At 43.0% G+C, this 17,131-nt stretch carries 17 protein-coding genes; all 17 read right to left on the bottom strand.

Features of this window, described 5'->3' with window-relative positions; all coding sequences use genetic code 11:
* Positions 1–212: 212 nt before the first annotated feature.
* The 17 genes from IQ19_RS11090 to IQ19_RS11010 all read right to left on the bottom strand — a co-directional run bounded on the left by IQ19_RS11090 (position 213) and on the right by IQ19_RS11010 (position 17,128).
* A complete protein-coding gene (locus IQ19_RS11090; protein WP_144542484.1) occupies positions 213–509 on the bottom strand; it encodes an EscU/YscU/HrcU family type III secretion system export apparatus switch protein in 297 nt (98 codons plus the stop codon).
* Complete coding sequence (locus IQ19_RS11085) at positions 506–2,407, bottom strand: hypothetical protein (protein ID WP_144542483.1); 1,902 nt, start codon at positions 2,405–2,407, stop codon at positions 506–508. The genes IQ19_RS11090 and IQ19_RS11085 overlap by 4 nt, the downstream gene beginning before the upstream one ends.
* An 11-nt stretch (positions 2,408–2,418) precedes the next feature.
* Positions 2,419–3,198: a ribonuclease HII gene (locus tag IQ19_RS11080; RefSeq protein WP_144542482.1), complete on the bottom strand. Its 780-nt coding sequence runs from the start codon at positions 3,196–3,198 to the stop codon at positions 2,419–2,421.
* 86 nt (positions 3,199–3,284) lie between these two features.
* Positions 3,285–4,157, bottom strand: coding sequence for a ribosome biogenesis GTPase YlqF (gene ylqF, locus IQ19_RS11075; protein WP_144542481.1), 873 nt, complete (start codon positions 4,155–4,157; stop codon positions 3,285–3,287).
* Positions 4,158–4,226: 69 nt separating this feature from the next.
* Entirely contained in the window at positions 4,227–4,778 is a 552-nt protein-coding gene (gene lepB, locus IQ19_RS11070) for a signal peptidase I (protein WP_144542480.1), read from the bottom strand.
* A gap of 492 nt (positions 4,779–5,270) precedes the next feature.
* Positions 5,271–5,615, bottom strand: coding sequence for a 50S ribosomal protein L19 (gene rplS / locus IQ19_RS11065; RefSeq protein WP_009330779.1), 345 nt, complete (start codon positions 5,613–5,615; stop codon positions 5,271–5,273).
* 136 nt (positions 5,616–5,751) lie between these two features.
* A complete protein-coding gene (trmD, locus tag IQ19_RS11060) occupies positions 5,752–6,489 on the bottom strand; it encodes a tRNA (guanosine(37)-N1)-methyltransferase TrmD (RefSeq protein WP_199749454.1) in 738 nt (245 codons plus the stop codon).
* On the bottom strand, positions 6,489–7,010 hold the full coding sequence (gene rimM, locus IQ19_RS11055; RefSeq protein WP_144542478.1) for a ribosome maturation factor RimM: 522 nt from the start codon (positions 7,008–7,010) through the stop codon (positions 6,489–6,491). Before rimM ends, trmD begins: the two co-directional genes overlap by 1 nt.
* 14 nt (positions 7,011–7,024) lie before the next feature.
* The gene (locus IQ19_RS11050; protein ID WP_144542477.1) at positions 7,025–7,411 is read right to left on the bottom strand and encodes a YlqD family protein; all 387 of its coding nucleotides are present in this window, start codon (positions 7,409–7,411) and stop codon (positions 7,025–7,027) included.
* 422 nt (positions 7,412–7,833) lie between these two features.
* Positions 7,834–8,064: a KH domain-containing protein gene (locus IQ19_RS11045; protein ID WP_144542476.1), complete on the bottom strand. Its 231-nt coding sequence runs from the start codon at positions 8,062–8,064 to the stop codon at positions 7,834–7,836.
* Positions 8,065–8,075: 11 nt separating this feature from the next.
* Positions 8,076–8,348, bottom strand: a complete 273-nt coding sequence (gene rpsP, locus IQ19_RS11040) for a 30S ribosomal protein S16 (protein WP_026585563.1) — start codon at positions 8,346–8,348, stop codon at positions 8,076–8,078.
* A gap of 358 nt (positions 8,349–8,706) precedes the next feature.
* On the bottom strand, positions 8,707–10,059 hold the full coding sequence (gene ffh, locus IQ19_RS11035; protein ID WP_144542475.1) for a signal recognition particle protein: 1,353 nt from the start codon (positions 10,057–10,059) through the stop codon (positions 8,707–8,709).
* A gap of 12 nt (positions 10,060–10,071) precedes the next feature.
* Positions 10,072–10,404 (bottom strand): putative DNA-binding protein, encoded by a 333-nt coding sequence (locus IQ19_RS11030; RefSeq protein WP_144542474.1) that lies wholly within the window; start codon positions 10,402–10,404, stop codon positions 10,072–10,074.
* A 306-nt stretch (positions 10,405–10,710) separates the two neighbouring features.
* Entirely contained in the window at positions 10,711–13,494 is a 2,784-nt protein-coding gene (locus IQ19_RS11025; protein ID WP_144542473.1) for a VWA domain-containing protein, read from the bottom strand.
* Entirely contained in the window at positions 13,478–15,250 is a 1,773-nt protein-coding gene (locus IQ19_RS11020; RefSeq protein ID WP_144542472.1) for a vWA domain-containing protein, read from the bottom strand. The genes IQ19_RS11025 and IQ19_RS11020 overlap by 17 nt, the downstream gene beginning before the upstream one ends.
* 7 nt (positions 15,251–15,257) lie before the next feature.
* The gene (locus tag IQ19_RS11015) at positions 15,258–16,124 is read right to left on the bottom strand and encodes a DUF58 domain-containing protein (protein ID WP_144542471.1); all 867 of its coding nucleotides are present in this window, start codon (positions 16,122–16,124) and stop codon (positions 15,258–15,260) included.
* Positions 16,124–17,128, bottom strand: a complete 1,005-nt coding sequence (locus IQ19_RS11010) for an AAA family ATPase (protein WP_144542470.1) — start codon at positions 17,126–17,128, stop codon at positions 16,124–16,126. The genes IQ19_RS11015 and IQ19_RS11010 overlap by 1 nt, the downstream gene beginning before the upstream one ends.
* Positions 17,129–17,131 lie beyond the last annotated feature (3 nt).

Raw genomic sequence — 17,131 nt, 5'->3', positions numbered from 1 at the left:
AAATATTAAATAGCAGGGAAACCCCTTTATTCACAGTGATTTTTGACAGTACCAACAAAAAAATTATTTTATTAAAATAAAGAAAACTGCCTTCTCGGCAGTCTCCACTTTGAGTAGTTTTTTATATTTCTTCATGCTTCTTCCAGATGTAAACGCTGTCAATTTTTCTGCTCTTTTAATCTGGAACGCAAATATTGGTTTAGCAGTATAAATTATTTTCTCCCAAGCTTATTGCCTGCTTCTTGATCCGCCCTATAGATAAAAGCAAAGACCTCAGCAACCGCCTGAAAGAGTTCTTCGGGTATCCCAGCATTTATATCAAGTTTTCCAAGAAGTTCAACCAAAGTTGGGTCTTCCTGGACCGGAACGTTGTGTTCCTTTGCTTTATCGAGAATGTTTTCAGCAACCAAGCCCCTCCCCTTTGCCGATACTCTCGGAGGAGCCTGCCCATGTGGACCATACGTTAGTGCAACCGCTTCTTTTCTTATTCTATTATTCTCTTTTTTCATACTCTCAAATCCACTCCGGTAAATTGGTTTGCCTCTACAAGAGAAGAAATTGGTTCCCTATTTTTCAAGGAATTTCCAGATGTTTCCGGCTTATGATAGGTGACAGATGAAAGCTTATAATTCAGCTTAGCCAGACTTTCTTTTAATTTAACAGTTAGTGGTGCAGCAAGTGCTTTCATTCCCTCGTGCTCGTTAATAACAGATATATTTATAATTCTGTTTTGGACATGAAGGTCAACGATGGTTTCATTCAAATGCTCCAGGTTTAAGTAAAAAAGCACCCGGCAATGGCTGGGGTCAATGTCTCCGTTTTCTGTTTTTCTGCCGCTCCACTGCATCGTCAAATCAGATACTTTCCCCCATAATGGAACAGGCAGCTGAAAAACAAAGTGCTGCTGCGGCCCAGCTTCCTGCGAGAGAGCCTGGAAGCCTGTTATTTTATGCAGAAGCCTTTCAGCTGCATCCTTTGCCGAAAACGGCACTGCTTCGCTTAAAAGGCCTATAAGGAGCGGTTTAAGCGATTCCCACTTTGTAGCTGACCCATCCTCCGGTTGTTTTAAAAAATGAACCATATCATGTTCATGGGATAGCCCCAATGCCTGAATCAGGTTTTTTAATTGGGCTTTAATACTTTGCTGGTCAACATTGAAAATACTTTCAGCTTGAATACTATTTTTCAAATCTGCCAGTATAGACCTTTCTTGCGGTTGGAGCATTGCCGCCAGGGAATTATTCTCTCCTGCCAGAAAACGGCCCAGCGTAACGGATGCGATTTTCAATTCAGATTCGCCGAAAATGGATAAGAAACGGTTCCCTGAATTGCTATTATTTTTCATATTTAAAAACATAGCTTCTTTTACCAAAGGCACGATCATTTTGTTTTCCACCGGAAATGTGATTTGGCTTGTTCGAATATTACTTAAAATTCTTTGAATCTCGCTTAAAGCTTGCGATTGTCCGCTAGATACCTGAAAATTGTCAATCACACTGCTCAGTTTTGCCAGATTTAAAATAAACTCTTGCCTCTTTTCGGATTGGTTTGTTTGAAGCAGTTCCTTTATAGACTCCATAATTGCAGGCTGTCCCGGGATATGGTTTCTTTGGCTCCAACTATCTATCGCCTGCTTTAATGCCATTTCCTCATTCGTCTCTCCTTTTACTAGTTCCAGAGCCTTCAGGATGTTAAAAGCTGCAAGTGAGTTCGCCTGGCTTTTTGTACTTAACCATTCAGCAGACAGCCTGGCTGCTGCAAGCCCACCAGATTTTTCTCTTGCAGTCTGTGTAAAATCATTTAATAAGATGCTAATTTTTTGGCCTCTTGCCGTTAACTCGCTTTGATTTAACTGATGCAGGAGTTTTTCCATTAGAACTGAAACCGACTCACCATTATTAACTGAAGATAAGGCTAAAAAAACATCCTTTGTAAAAGGCAATTGCCTGACGATTAACTCCTTCACTGTTCGAAGCCCGTCTTCAAAGGATTCACCTTCCTTAAGCCAATCGGAGGCCAGCTGCAGCGTTTCACCGGTAATAGGCAGCTGTTCCTTTAGGAAATATTGGAGAAGCAATTTATTGTCTTTCGATGCCGGCAGTGCCAGCTGTGCAAGAAGACTCACAACCGGTGAAGCCATACTGGCTTGGCCTCCTGATTCCATCACTTTAAGGCGTATCATCCCTTCACCAGGCTGTACTTTAAACCAGTATCGGCTATTGGCTGATAATGGTGTTTCAAGCTGCGCAATCGCTTTATGTGATCCTATTTGAACCTCTGCCGTCTGATTTGGAAATAGCTTAACTATTTTCCCGCTAACAATTTGGCCAGGCCTAAAGGAGACCGATTTTCCCGAGTAGCCCTGGTCTTGCCTTATTAATGTCTTGATCATTTCAGACGGCTTCATATCTTCACCTTCTATTTGCTTTCTGTAACATAATCCTTGACCGGAGCGAAGCTTTTTCGGTGATGAGGAGTTATACCATGTATTTTAATGGCTTCAAGGTGCTCCTTTGTCCCATAACCCATATTTTGCGCAAACCCATATTGCGGGCAGCTTGTTGCGATTTCAGCCATCATGCGGTCCCTGGTAACCTTGGCTATTATGGATGCTGCGGCAATCGATATGCTCTTGCCATCTCCCTTAATAATCGCTTCCAACGGGTAAGGCGTCACAAGCTTAACCGCGTCCACCAAGAGAAAGTCGGGCTTGGGATTCAATTCTTCTATCGCTGACAGCATCGCTTTTTTTGTTGCCTCATAAATATTGATGCGGTCGATTTCCTCCGGTTCAATTATGCCAATACTAATCGCTTCAGCTTTCGCCTGAATTTCTTCATAAAATTCATTTCTTTTTTGTTCAGAGATTTTTTTTGAATCATCAAGGCCAGGCAGAAAAAAAGATTCCGGCAAAATGACTGCTGCGGCAACGACCGGCCCCGCAAGCGGCCCTCTGCCCACTTCATCAATACCTGCAATAAATCGAAAACCTTGTGACCTGTATATGTTTTCATATTGTGTCATCTCAATATGCTTCTCATAAATCTTTTTCTGTAGCAGCTGCCGGGAATGCCACTTATTTAAAAGATGCTGTACACCTTTTCTGTCATCATTTTGTATAGAAAGAATAAATGGGTCATTCTGTATGTCGATCGTGTTAAGTTTCTCCTCAATCTGGCGAATCGTTAACCTTGCCATTTCTTTCTCCTTTGTCCCTTTAATGTATGTATCGGCATTTCTTCAAAAAAATAAAGGCCTTCACTATTAGAAGGCCTCATTATAGCTTATTCGGCTTCACTTTTCTCAGCCATTTCCTGAGGAAGCTCCAATGTGATTGGCCCCAGTTTCTCTGAACGGAATTCTCTTATAACCAATTCAGTTACTTTATCATAATCAATTTCTCCGCCGCCCATCAGACAGCCGCGTAGCTTTCCAATTTTATCAAACAGCTCTACAATATCTTCCGGAATTTCTTCAAGCTGATACCGCTCTTTCATCCTTTCCGGATACCTTTTTTCGAGGAAGCGCAGAGCATACACTGCAACATCCTGGAGATTCAAAATGGTATCTTTGATTGCCCCTGTCAGGGCAAGCTTAAGCCCAACTTCCTGGTCTTCAAATTTTGGCCAAAGAATTCCTGGGGTATCAAGCAGTTCCAGTTCCTTGCCTACTTTTATCCACTGCTGGGCTTTGGTAACGCCGGGAGTGTTTCCTGTCTTGGCGATATTCTTTTTGGCAAGACGGTTGATCAGAGTTGATTTGCCGGCATTCGGAATTCCAACGATCATCGCACGTATCGCTCTCGGTTTAACACCTTTTGCTTTCATGCGGTCAAACTTTTCTTGCAGGATAACCTGTGATGCTGATATGATTTCCTTCATCCCCTGCCCTGCTTGCGAATTTATGGCTATGGCTCTGATGCCTTTTTCTTTAAAATATTTTATCCATTGATTAGTAGCTTCTTTATCAGCCATATCCGCTTTATTCAGCAAAACAAGCCGCGGCTTATGCTGAATAATTTCGTCAATCATCGGATTTCGAGAAGAATACGGGATTCTAGCATCGACAAGTTCAAAGATGATATCTACCAGCTTTAGTTTTTCTGTTACCTGCCTGCGGGCTTTCGCCATATGGCCGGGAAACCATTGGATGGTCATGGCTGGCACCTCCTTCTTCAAGTAAGTGTTCAAAAAGGAGGACAACTCCGGACTTTTTGAACTACTTCTTTAATTAACAATCCGAATATCTTCTATAGGCCAGTAAATAATGCCGGCATCACCTAAAACCTCTTCCAGCGGAACAGGCCCAATATGGCGGCTGTCCTTGCTGAAACGGCGGTTATCGCCCATGACAAACAAATGCCCTTCCGGCACTGTCTCCTGCCCTATTTTTTCTTTAAGCGTAAACGGTTCTGTTAACGGACCGTCTATAACCTGTTTTTTATACTCATCCAGATAAGGCTCTTCATACGCTTTGCCGTTTACATAAAGCGTATCCTCTTTGTATTCGATCTTATCTCCAGGGAGCCCGATCACCCTTTTAATGTAATCCTTGTTTTCAGGCGCATGGAAAACGATAATATCAAAGCGCTCAGGCTCTCCGATTTTATAGCTGAATTTGTTCACAATCATTCTGTCCTGGTCATGCAAAGTAGGCATCATGGACAAACCGTCGACCACAATCGGCGCAAATAAAAAATATCTTATAACTGCCGCTAACAGGACTGCGATCACAAGTGCCTTTGTCCATTCCCACAACTCATTTTTCTTTTTTCCCATTCAATTCCCCACCATTCTTCAGTCAAAAATTATCCTAAAAGGCCGTCTGTCCTTCAGGGAAACGCTCTGCATCTCAAATTATTGCAGGAAGTGTTTTCTATTTTTTATTTTACAAAAATTTGTCTCAATAAACACGATGGGAATCTCATTTATATATTATTTAACATTTATGTAATATTATTAGCAAAAATAAGAAAAGCGCAAGGCGCCCGACTATCGGCGACAAGCTTAAGATAAGCGCTGACGATGACGTTCTTAACGTAGCTTAAGACTTCGAGCCGATGGCGCCTGGAGCTCGACAGTTATCGAAGTTCAAAAGTTAATGAAAGAAAAAGGAGCTTGATAATCAAGCTCCTTCTTTTCTCTCATTGTCCAGCTGCAGCGCCTAGCCCCTCGAGGTCATAAGCCAAATCACTCCAGAGGCTAACGCCTCCTGTGTGATTCGTCTTATGCTTGTCAGGGCTGGTCAAGGCGCTTTCGCTTTTCGATTTATTAGCGAATTTCTTTGATACGAGCTTTTTTACCGCGTAGGTTACGCAAGTAGTAAAGTTTCGCACGGCGTACTTTACCGCGGCGGATAACTTCAAGCTTCGCAATCTTTGGTGTGTGTACAGGGAATGTACGCTCAACGCCTACACCGTAAGAAATCTTACGAACTGTGAAAGTTTCGCTGATTCCACCACCACGACGCTTAATCACAACACCTTCGTATACCTGGACACGCTCACGTGTTCCCTCAACAATACTTACGTGTACACGTACAGTATCACCAGGACGGAAAGAAGGAAGGTCTGTACGAAGTTGTTCTTTTGTGATTTCTTCGATTAATTTTTGCATCGTTTTCAACTCCTCTCAGCAGACGCTCTTGCACAACCTTTTGTTTGCAGCGGAACATCTTTATCAGACGAAAACTGAACAAGTTCAGCCTAAGTCACAAAAAGTATCATACCATACCTGGACGGTAACTTCAACGTTATTTACCTTCTTTTTTTATTTCTTCAAGCCATTTTTTCTGATCTTTTGTTAAATCGGCTTCCTCAAGCAAATCGGGGCGCCTTAAATAGGTTCTTCTTAGCGATTCCTTCGCCCTCCACTCTTCGATAAGCCGATGATTCCCTGACATTAAAACATCAGGCACCTTAATCCCCCGGAATTCAGCAGGCCGAGTGTAATGGGGGTGCTCAAGAAATCCGGTGCTGAACGAGTCTTTCATATGTGATTCTTCGTTGCCCAGAACACCTGGAAGCAAACGCACAACGCTGTCTATTACAACCATTGCCCCCAGCTCGCCGCCGGTAAGAACAAAATCCCCAATCGAAATCTCATCGCTTACAACATGTTCCCGGATTCTTTCGTCGTAGCCTTCATAATGTCCGCAGACAAAAATAAGGTGGTCCAGCTCGGCCAGCTCTTCCGCTTTCCGCTGGGTATACCGCTCACCCTGAGGGCAAAGCAAGATAACCCTTGGGGCTTTTTCTCCATGGGCGCGGAGATCGTCTACAGCATCAAAAATTGGCTGCGGCTTTAATACCATTCCTGCTCCCCCGCCATAGGGATAATCATCAACTGTTTTATGCTTGTTGTCCGCATAGTCCCTGAAATTGACGATATTATATTCCACTGCTTCATTTTCAGCCGCTTTTTTTAAAATGGAATGTCCAAAAACCCCATCAAACATTTCCGGAAAAAGAGTGAGAACATCAATCTTCATCATGAAAGCAGCCCTTCAATCGGGTTGATTACTACACGCTTCTCATTCACATTTACTTCTTTAACAACATCTTCAATATACGGAATCAAAATCTCTTTGCCGCCTTTTCCTTTGATTACCCACACATCATTGGCTCCAGGCGAAAGGATTTCTTTTATTTTGCCAACGTCTTCCCCTTCAAGTGTTTCTACTGTACAGCCGATTATTTCATGATAGTAGAATTCATCTTCCTCGAGAGCGCCCAGCTGATCTTCAGATATTTTCAAAATGCCGCCCTTCATTTTTTCAATCTGGTTAATATTTTCGTATCCTTCAAAGGTAAGCAAATCAAATGACTTATGAGTCCGATGGGCTTTCACCGTCAGTTCAACCGGTTCTGCTTTAGAGTCCGGCATAAATAAATATAGCTTGCTTCCCGGCTTATATCTTTCGTCCGCAAAGTCTGTTTTGGATATCACTCTCGCTTCTCCTTTAATGCCATGGGTGTTTACGATTTTCCCTACATTAAACCATTTCTGCATATTAACTATCACCTCTAGCGGATTTCATCAACAATACCATCTTTAATGATAATTGTTTTCCCTTTTTCTATGTCTTCCCAGCGAGAACCTTCTTCAACCTCGATAATCGCCTGGATTTCTTTTTCTTTCAATTCGCTCCCTAGTGGTAGCATATGTAATTGTTCTATTTGAAAATCGAGGAGTTTAACTTTTTCCTGCCTCATTTGAATTTCTTTTTCAAAATGCTTCATTAAACTGGCCGGGTGAATTTTTTTTGTTTTTTCCTGTTTTTTCAACTCAAATCGGAGCTGGTCGCTTTCTTTCTGCAGCTGCTGCTTTTTGGCAGCATACCCCCCGAGCAGTTCTTTCTTGCTATTCTCTGTTAACACCTGTTTGACTGTTACTGATTGAATAATTTTCATCTACAGCACCTCCCAAACGCATTAGCCGGAAACAAACCCGGCCTCCCTGACAATCCTGTCGACTCTTAGTTGGCGGTGTTTATATTTTTAAAATCTCTCTGCTAACCTTGCCTGTTGATTTCCGTTCGAGGTGCTCAAGCGTTGCGTGGCCGGTCCGGGAGCCTCCTCATGCATTAAGCATGTGGGGTCTTCCTTTGACTTGCTCTTCCCGCAGGACTTTGAATAAGCATCTTCGAATTAACACCGCACGAAGAAAATGCGGATGATTTTCGAGGATCTCAGGCCTTCCGCCCCAATCAACAGGGTGTCAAGATCAACAAGGCTCTTTCACTTAGCCTTTTAAATTGTAAAAAAAGGAGGGGAAACCCCTCCTTTTCTTTGTGCCATCCAGCTCTGGCCGCTGGCGGCCGGAACTTTCAGTGTTATTCTATGATCTCTAAAAAGACCTTCTTTTGTTCTGATGAACCTGCTGCATAAACAACGGTCCGTATTGCTTTCGCAACGCGCCCTTGCTTCCCAATTACTTTCCCCATGTCATTCTTGTTGACAGAAAGCTGATAGGTTACGCGCTGATCCTCTTCTTGGACATTCACTTGAACATCTTCCGGAAAATCAACAAGGGGCTTAACAATCGTTTCGATAAGCTCTTTCATCTTATAATGAATTACTTACCGTTTTTAGCGTTATGGAATTTCTCCATAATGCCTTGCTTAGAGAAAAGGTTGCGTACTGTATCAGATGGCTTAGCACCAGTCTGTAGCCATTTAAGAGCCAACTCTTCATTGATGTCAACGATCGCTGGTTGAGCAACCGGATTGTAAGTTCCTACTGTTTCAATGAAACGTCCGTCACGAGGAGAACGAGAATCAGCTACAACGATACGATAGAAAGGGTTTTTGTGAGCACCCATACGCTTTAAACGAATTTTTACTGCCATAATAAATAAGCACCTCCGAATAGTTTCACACAAGATAGTATAATATCAGATTGTTAATTAGTTTGTAAAGGTTTTTTTCTTTACATGTTATGAAAAGCTTGCTGACTGGAAAAGCGCAAGCGCCTTGGCCACCCCCGACAAGCACAAGACGAGCCTTCCGGAAAGGCGTTCTTTGCCTTTTTGGGAGGATTGCCCGAAATGTGGAGGCGACTGCCCAGGGACGACAGGCATAAGACGGTTCCTGTAAGAAGGCGTTCTTCCTTCTGAAAGGAAACGGCTTATGACCCCCGAGTCCCTAGGAGCCGCAACAAGACAAGCTTGTGACCTCGAGGGGGTAGGCTGCTTGCGCTAGACATTACTAAAAAGGATTAAAAGGAAGCTTGAATCCGCCCTTTTTCTTTCCCTTTTGCTGCATTCCGGTCATCTGCTTCATCATCTTTTTCATATCTTCAAATTGCTTCAACAGACGGTTTACTTCAGGAACGGTTCTTCCGCTTCCTTTTGCAATCCGTTTGCGGCGGCTTGAGTTGATAATTTCCGGATGAGTTTTCTCTTCCTTTGTCATCGCTTTAATAATCGCTTCAACGTGAGTAATTTGCTTCTCATCGATTTGAATATTATTCAAGCCTTTAATTTTATTGGCACCAGGCATCATTTTCAGAAGTTCGTCAAGAGGCCCCATATTGCGGACCTGTCCAAGCTGATCCAAAAAGTCATCAAATGTGAAGGAAGCAGTGCGCATTTTTTGCTCAAGCTCTTTCGCCTTTTCTTCATCCACATTGGCCTGCGCTTTTTCAATTAGGGATAAGACGTCTCCCATGCCTAAAATACGGGACGCCATCCGTTCTGGATGAAACGCTTCAAGCGCATCCAGTTTCTCGCCAAGACCGACGAATTTAATTGGCGTGTTCGTCACGGATCTGATGGATAGAGCCGCTCCGCCTCGAGTATCGCCGTCCAGCTTTGTCAGTACAACCCCTGTCAATCCGAGCAGTTCATTAAAGCTTTGGGCAACATTCACCGCATCTTGACCTGTCATGGCATCTACAACAAGGAATATTTCATCCGGACTAGAAAGCTCTTTGATTTGCTTAAGCTCATCCATTAGAGCCTCGTCCACATGCAATCTTCCCGCTGTATCGATCAGAACATAATCATTATGTTCTTCCTTTGCCTTTGCGATGGCCTGTTTTGCAATTTCAACAGGGCTGACCTGATCGCCAAGGGAAAAGACCGGCATATTCAGCTGTTTGCCAAGTGTTTCAAGCTGCTTAATCGCAGCAGGGCGGTAAATATCCGCGGCTACGAGCATCGGATTGCGGTTGTACTTTTTGCGAAGCAGGTTTGCAAGCTTTCCGGTTGTTGTCGTTTTACCGGCACCCTGAAGGCCGACCATCATAATGACAGTCGGCGGACGATTCGAAACAGCAATTTTGCTCTGTTCTCCGCCCATCAGTTCCGTTAATTCCTCTTTAACAACCTTAATGACCTGCTGGCCCGGCGTCAGACTCTTTAGTACTTCCTGCCCGACAGCGCGTTCGCTTACTTTTTTGACAAACTCTTTGACGACTTTGAAGTTAACATCTGCTTCCAAAAGGGCGAGACGGACTTCACGCATCATTTCTTTTACATCCGCTTCATTGATTTTGCCTTTTCCGCGGATCTTCTGGATTGTATTTTGCAGTCGGTCGGCTAATCCTTCAAATGCCATATATGCCGCCTCCTAATCTAATTTCTCAAGCTCTGCTACTGCTACATTTAATGCTTCGGCGGAAGGGGAACCTTCCTTCAGCATCTCTTTCATGTTTGCAATCAGCTTGTTGCGCTCTTGAAATTTATGAAATAATAACAGCTTTTCTTCATACTCTTCAAGCATTGCTTCTGTACGTTTAATGTTGTCATAAACCGCTTGCCGGCTCACTTCATATTCCTCGGCAATCTCTCCAAGCGAAAAATCATCCAGGTAGTACAGGGACATATAGCTTCTCTGCTTAGGAGTTAACAACGATTGATAAAAATCATAGAGGTAATTCATCCTCGTTGTCTTTTCGAGCATCCCTATTCCCCCTTGTTAAGTGAAAAGCCTTTACAAAGTTAGTTTACATAGAAGTGCATGGCATGTCAAGAAAATATCTTTACATGATGGGTCCATTACTCACTTTTGCGTTTCGTTGATATAATCGGAATTTCGTTGATATATTAAAATTTTCGTTGATATATGCTGCTTTTTTATTGATATATTGAAAATTTCGTTGATATATCCAGTTTTTTTAGAATAACAGCTTAATTTTGTGCCCGGATAAACCATTCGCAACAAAATTTTGATTGCAGACAAACAAAAGCAGAGCTATTTGCTCCGCTTTTACTTATTTTTTCTGTTTTTCGCGTCCAGCAGCCTTTTCATTCGCTCTTCCCGTTCTTTTGGTGTGAGCATTTCCGGCTGTCTTGAAGGCTTTTGCTTTTTCCTTTCTGCTTTCACTTTCGGTTTTTCTTTTGAAAGGTGCTCCTCCAGAACCGGAGCTTTATCTGCTTTAGCTATCTTTTTCCTGGCAGGTTTCAGCATTGCAAACTTTTCTGTTTTTTCACGATTTTCTTTAACCGCTTTCTTTCTGTTTCTCTTCAAAATTCCTCCAACAATCCCTATCAAACCAAATCGCTTTATCGCTATTTCCGTAAAAAAGAGCAGGAATGCCGTCAGGATCAGCCATTCGCTGATCGGCTGTTTTGTACTGGCAGGGTTCTTTAGCGGGCGAAAGCTTTCTTTTTCAGCCGCAAGTCCTTTGCCCCCTGTCAGCTTGGAAAGTTCCTCCAGGTGCTCTTTATTGGCTCCCTTTTGCAGATATTCTGCTGAGTACGGAATGGTAAAGCCAGTCTGATGGATATGGACATTTCCATTTTGATCTGTCTGCTTAATGTTTAAAAAATACATCCCAGTGCTTTCGGGCAGGATCGCTTCATATTTACCCGGGGCGATTAGCCTTGTATTCGCTTCAATCTGCTCGCCAGTTTCTGAAACAATGGAGGTCTCTATAGGGAGTGACTGGCTATTTGCAGACTCAAGGTTTAGCACCGTACTTCCGTCCCTTTTTTCAACGGAAATCCTGTATGGTTCACTTTCATACTGCGGCAAGGTTTTTGTAACAAGCTGATTAATAAATAAAGGCCATTTTTCCCAGCGTGCCCAATCCCCTGACCATTTTCCTGAGTAGTCGGATGTAAAGGCAATTGTCTGGCCCATACCGTACTGCCATTCAGCAAGGACAGGGTCTTCTTTTTCGCTCAATACCGGAACCTGTGAGCGCGGCTTTGCCGTTGCAGCAATATAGGCATTCATTTGGGGAACACCATTTTCAAAAAGTGCTGACCACTCTGGATAAGGCTGAACACTCGGATAGAAGGGGTTATCCTCTATGTAGGTTCTTGTTGCCATCACGGTTTCGCGCGATAATATGCTCGGAATGACAGATGAATCGGTTACATCGTAAAATCGACCAGATCCCATTGCGGCGAGATCTTCAAGAAGGCTCCGGTCAGCATCCTGTCCCAGCGCAACTGTTGAAAGGGTAATATTTTTCTCTTTTCCGCTCTCTATCAGTGAGTCATAGTCATTATTGGTTGAAGACTGTCCATCTGTGAGCAAAATAATATGCTTTCTCTGCAGCTTCAAATCTTCCAGCTCCGAGAATGCTTGTTCAAGGGAGGAAAAGATTTCAGTTCCTCCGCCTGGTGTAATGGATCTGATCTTATCAATTGCCTTCTTTTTATCCTTCAGCGGCTCTGTCTCAAGAATTTCCCATGGCCGGTCATCGAATGCGATGAAACCAAGCGTGTCTTCTTCACGGAGAAGTTCCACTGAGCGGGCAGCAGCCTCCTTGGCCAGTTCGATTTTGCTTCCGGCCATACTTCCAGACCGATCCATTACAAGTACAAGCCCCAATGAAGGCATTTCTTTCTTGCCCTTGATATCCATTTCCACCGGCAGCAATTTTTCGATTGGTGTTTTAAAATAGCCTCCTAATCCGAAGCTTTCATCACCGCCCATCATAATAAAGCCGATACCAAATTCATTCACTGCTTTTTCCATTAAATTCATCTGATTTTCCGAGATAACGGTAGCGGGAACATTATTAAAGATAATGGACTTATATTGCAGATACCCTGACATAACGGTCGGAAGCTTTTCAGGCTGAACAGTATCTGCCTCAAGGCCTGAATCATCCAGAAGCTCCTCAATATTCCCCGATTCCGTCCCCTGCACAATCAATACCTTCGGCGTTCCTTTTACATTTACAACCGAGTGCAATGTATTATTTTCTGTAAAAGTATCCTGCTCAGCAACTATTTCTGCCTTATATACCGTTAGTCCGGCTGTATCTGCTTTACGGGTAAACGTATAAACGTTCTTTCCTTCATTTACTTGAACCGTTTCCTTCAAAACCTCTTTATGATTAACAGAAAGGCGAATATCAGCTTTTTTACTGGTATTGCTCGTCACTTCAATCGTTATGGGAGCCTCTTCTCCCAAATAGAGTGAAGGAGGGACAGATAGCTCTGAAATAGATACATCTTCACCCGAGGTTGTTTTTAACAAAACATGGTCGATTTCAATTTGCCGGTTTTTTAAAATAGAAGCTGCTTCCAGACCGTTGCCGGACGTATCATTGCCATCTGACAGAAGTACGATTCTTCCAGCTGAATCTCTTGGCATCAATGATGCCGCGAACTGCAAGCCTGCCTCCAGATTGGTTTGGGAACCATCCACTTTCCCATTAAATTGGGCAACAGCCTCCCGATTTCTTCCCAGATTCTGTTCGAGGGCAACATTTTCTCCAAATGCAGCAACCGCATATTGATCATCGCTTTTCTTATGACTGACACTATTTTCTATCCAGGCAAGCGCTTCCTCGTTTTCACCAATACTCGCTGATCGGTCGGCAAGGAAAATGACGGTCTCTCCCTTTACCGGCAGCAGAACCTGCGGAACGGTCAGTGCAAAAATTAAGAGAGAAAAAATCACCATCCTTAGGCCGGCAATCCAATAGTCTTCTTTTCCCTTAGTCCGGTGTTTCCATATATACAAAAAAATCAAAAGTACAGCAGGAATAAACAACAAAAACAGGAAGGGATATTTAACCTCTATGCCCACGGCGATATACCTCCCATTCCAAAGCAATTAAAATAAGAGCAGTTAACGCCAGCCAGAACCAGAGCTTTTCATTTGGCTTTTGGGTCATACTGTCTTTTTCAGATGATTTTTCATTCATTGTATAGGACTCTTCAGCTCTTGTATTTTTTTCCCGTTCATCGAGAAGTACGGAAAAATAATAGATTTGATTTCCTGAAACAGCCTGGTAGGTTCCAGGAACGGCAGGCGCTTTGAAGTTTTCCTTGCTTAAATCCAGGGAGTACAAATTCTCATCTTTATGATTAAAGATCTCCCAGCGATCCGAACCCTCACCTATAGTAATCCATCGCTCCTCACCAGCGCTGAAATAACCAAGGAAATCTGTCTGCTGAGATAACCATTGATAAGCGTTATATAAGAAAATCGGAAAGCCCGGCTGCAGCGGCCAGTCCGTATCAGCCAGATCAAAATTCACAATAATAATTGGCTGCCCCTTCAGCATACCCTTTTGTATTAATGGGATGCTGCCGCTTTTCAGCACAGATTCCCATTCTCCATCCAAGGGTGCAGATGCAGAATCGATAAACACTTTATCAAAATTAACATATTGAAGGAGAGCATCGTCTTCTTCAGTAATCCCTTCATCAAGCTTTACCTTTTCTTTGCTGCTGTTAAAAAATATAAGCGGCTGCTGCGGAAGTTCCGCAAGGGTACTCCCTTCGGCAAGAACAACTCCCTTAATATCCAATCCGCTAATGTTGCCTGAATCTGTCTGCAATAATTCTGCTCCGATGGTTTGAAAGCCTTTTACAGGAAATGGGTTAACCGTTCCCATTGTGTATATTTTTGGCTTTGAATCCGTATAAATGGAAGCAGCAAAATTATCAGCGCTGTAGCCATCCTCAATCGAGATAGATGCCTCATAATAAGGTTTTTCAGGCAGTGAAGGGACCTGAACCGTCATTTGCTCATTTGCTTTTAATGATACTTTTTGTTCGAACAAAACTTCTTCCTCATTTTGCACCTTAAACCCTGTTTCTATATTTCTTGAAGATTGGTTTTCTATCACTGCAACTGCTGAAATTTCACCCGCTACTGCTGCAGTGCCAAAGGACTGCAGCGAAACATTTCCTTCGTCCACTCCAATGTTATGTACAACAGTGTATTGGCCATCCATTTTTTCTTTTATTTCGTCCGGTGTAACTGCGTCGGAAAAGATATGGATAGCCGTGTCTTTCCCTGAGGATAAGGAATCTGCCAATACGAGTGATTTATCCATATTTTCATGCTCATAAGAAAGCTCCAGGCTGTTGATTTTTCTGCTGATTTCTTCTGAATCATCTTCCCTGCTTAATAGAATCTCGCTTTTCTCTCCTGCTTTAATCAAAGTTACTTCCTGGCCATTTAGCTTATCTGCCAACTCCAGCATTTCTTGTTTCGCCATTTCAAACCGGGTAGAGTCATCCATTTCGGCTGACATGGAGGCAGAAGGATCCGCGATAAGAATTAGGTGTTCACCCTTTATTGCACTTTCAAGCCAGAACGGACGCACAAGGGCAAGCATTAATAACAGCAGGGCCAATATTTGCAGCCAGAACAAAAGATTTTGCTGCAGCTTTTTCAGCCACGGAGAAGCCTGCCATTCGTTTAACACCTGCTCCCAAAGCATGTTGGATGAAACTGTCCTTTCCATGTACTGCTTGCGAAAAAAATAAAATAAAACAACGGCCGCTATGAAAATAGTTAAAATAAAATAGATAGGATTTAAAAATTGCATGTTTTCGTCACCTTACCAGCCCCTTTGCAAGAAGATCCCGGAAAAGAATCGTCTGCAGGTCCCTGACTTCAGGGGCGAAGATATACTGGCCGCCATACCGTTTGCATATGGCTTCAAGCTGCTTATTATGTTCCTTCAGCCGCTTTTCATAGTCAGATAAAATAGAAGAATTCAAACTGACATTGACTTCGGTCCCTGTTTCACTATCTATTAGCTTCATATCTCCCGAATAGGAAGGGGCCAGCTCTTCATTAGCCAGGACTTGGAAAAACCAAAACTCCTGTTTCAACCCTTTTAATTTCTTTAACAGACTTTCCCATTCTTTAATCGGCTCAAATCCATCAGTTATTAAAATAGCAAGCTGCTGCTGTTTCAATAAAGAATCTTTCAAGCAGCCTAGAAAGTTTTTGGCCATTGCACCGCCTTCGTGTTTTTGAATTTCCAAGAAAGTGCGTCTGCTGTATACAGAACCCTTTCTCTTCACTGGCTGTATCCCTTCAGAAGATACTGCTGCAAATAAAAGCCGGTCTTCACCAGCAAGCACCATAAAACTCAATGCGGCAGCCAGCCCTTTTGCATACTCCCACTTCGAATGGATTTTTGTCATTGAAGAGGTTGCATCAAGATAAACGGCAATGGAAAGTTCCTGTTCATCCAAAAACCGTTTGATGTAATGTTTTTGGGTTCTCCCGAAAACATTCCAGTCAATTTGGCGAATATCATCACCAGGCTGATAGGCCCTAAAATCGGAGAATTCCATGGAAGAACCAAATTTATTGGACTGCCGTGAGCCTGCATGAATTCCCCTTTTTCTTGTTTTTACAACTACCTTTCTTTTTTGCAGCCTTCCAAGCAGAGCCTGTTGATTGTTCATCAGCCTTTTGCTCCCCGAATGGCTTCGCTTAACAGTGCCTCAATGATTGAATCAGCGGTAACACTTGATGCTTCACCTTCAAAGTTTAAAATCAGGCGATGCCTTAAAACAGGATGTGCAACATGTTTAATGTCGCCAACGGAAACATGGAATCTTCCTGAACACATAGCTCTTGCCTTTGCCATATTGATTAAGCTTTGGAGCCCGCGCGGCCCGCTTCCATACTGGACAAAATTTTTCACCATTTCAGGAGCCTCTTCCGAATCAGGGTGGGTTGCAGTAATCATCCAAACCGCGTAATCCAATATTTCATCTGAAACAAGGATTTCCCTGGCCAGCCCTTGCAGTGCAATCACATCGTCCATTCCTGCTACCTTTTTTAGCTGTTTCTTCTGCGGCCCTGTTGTTCTTAAAGCAATTTCCTTTAACTCTGCCTTTGTTGGATATTGGACATTGACTTTGCAAAGAAAACGGTCTGTCTGCGCCTCTGGAAGCGGATAAGTACCTTCCATATCAATCGGATTTTGAGTTGCCAATACAAAAAAAGGCTTTTCCATGCTTTTGGTTTCACCCATAATTGTTACGGTTTTTTCACCCATTGCCTCAAGCAGTGCACTCTGTGTTTTGGGAGTTGCCCTATTGATTTCATCTGCCAAAATAATGTTGGCAAATAACGGCCCTTTATGAAAACTGAATGTTTGCCTCCCTGCCTCATCAGGCTGAAGCAGCATCGTACCGGTTATGTCGGATGGCATGATGTCCGGCGTGAACTGTATTCGGGAAAAATTCAGATCAAGCACCTCTGAAATTGTTTTAATCAGCATCGTTTTTCCGAGTCCAGGCAAACCTTCCAGGAGTACATGGCCTCCTGCAAAAATACTCCATAAAACATGTTCAACCACTTCTTCCTGGCCGACAATAAATGATTGAATTTCTTCTTTCACCTTTGCAATTGTTTCAGCAGCTTGTGCAAACTGCTGTTCTTTTTCTTCGATAACAGACATTGA

Origin of the sequence: Cytobacillus oceanisediminis (genome assembly GCF_007830235.1) — a bacterium.
Classification (GTDB): Bacteria; Bacillota; Bacilli; order Bacillales; family Cytobacillaceae; genus Cytobacillus; species Cytobacillus oceanisediminis.
This window is presented reverse-complemented; position numbering and strand designations above follow the sequence as displayed.

Bases quoted from the DNA above. Each gene is read 5' to 3' on its own strand.
- rpsP (WP_026585563.1), bottom strand. From the start codon at position 8,348: ATGGCAGTAAAAATTCGTTTAAAGCGTATGGGTGCTCACAAAAACCCT.
- ffh (WP_144542475.1), bottom strand. From the start codon at position 10,059: ATGGCATTTGAAGGATTAGCCGACCGACTGCAAAATACAATCCAGAAG.
- IQ19_RS11085 (WP_144542483.1), bottom strand. From the start codon at position 2,407: ATGAAGCCGTCTGAAATGATCAAGACATTAATAAGGCAAGACCAGGGC.
- IQ19_RS11010 (WP_144542470.1), bottom strand. From the start codon at position 17,128: ATGTCTGTTATCGAAGAAAAAGAACAGCAGTTTGCACAAGCTGCTGAA.
- rplS (WP_009330779.1), bottom strand. From the start codon at position 5,615: ATGCAAAAATTAATCGAAGAAATCACAAAAGAACAACTTCGTACAGAC.
- lepB (WP_144542480.1), bottom strand. From the start codon at position 4,778: ATGGGAAAAAAGAAAAATGAGTTGTGGGAATGGACAAAGGCACTTGTG.
- IQ19_RS11045 (WP_144542476.1), bottom strand. From the start codon at position 8,064: ATGAAAGAGCTTATCGAAACGATTGTTAAGCCCCTTGTTGATTTTCCG.
- IQ19_RS11050 (WP_144542477.1), bottom strand. From the start codon at position 7,411: ATGAAAATTATTCAATCAGTAACAGTCAAACAGGTGTTAACAGAGAAT.
- trmD (WP_199749454.1), bottom strand. From the start codon at position 6,489: ATGAAGATTGATGTTCTCACTCTTTTTCCGGAAATGTTTGATGGGGTT.
- rimM (WP_144542478.1), bottom strand. From the start codon at position 7,010: ATGCAGAAATGGTTTAATGTAGGGAAAATCGTAAACACCCATGGCATT.
- IQ19_RS11015 (WP_144542471.1), bottom strand. From the start codon at position 16,124: ATGAACAATCAACAGGCTCTGCTTGGAAGGCTGCAAAAAAGAAAGGTA.
- IQ19_RS11030 (WP_144542474.1), bottom strand. From the start codon at position 10,404: ATGCTCGAAAAGACAACGAGGATGAATTACCTCTATGATTTTTATCAA.
- ylqF (WP_144542481.1), bottom strand. From the start codon at position 4,157: ATGACCATCCAATGGTTTCCCGGCCATATGGCGAAAGCCCGCAGGCAG.
- IQ19_RS11020 (WP_144542472.1), bottom strand. From the start codon at position 15,250: ATGCAATTTTTAAATCCTATCTATTTTATTTTAACTATTTTCATAGCG.
- IQ19_RS11080 (WP_144542482.1), bottom strand. From the start codon at position 3,198: ATGGCAAGGTTAACGATTCGCCAGATTGAGGAGAAACTTAACACGATC.
- IQ19_RS11090 (WP_144542484.1), bottom strand. From the start codon at position 509: ATGAAAAAAGAGAATAATAGAATAAGAAAAGAAGCGGTTGCACTAACG.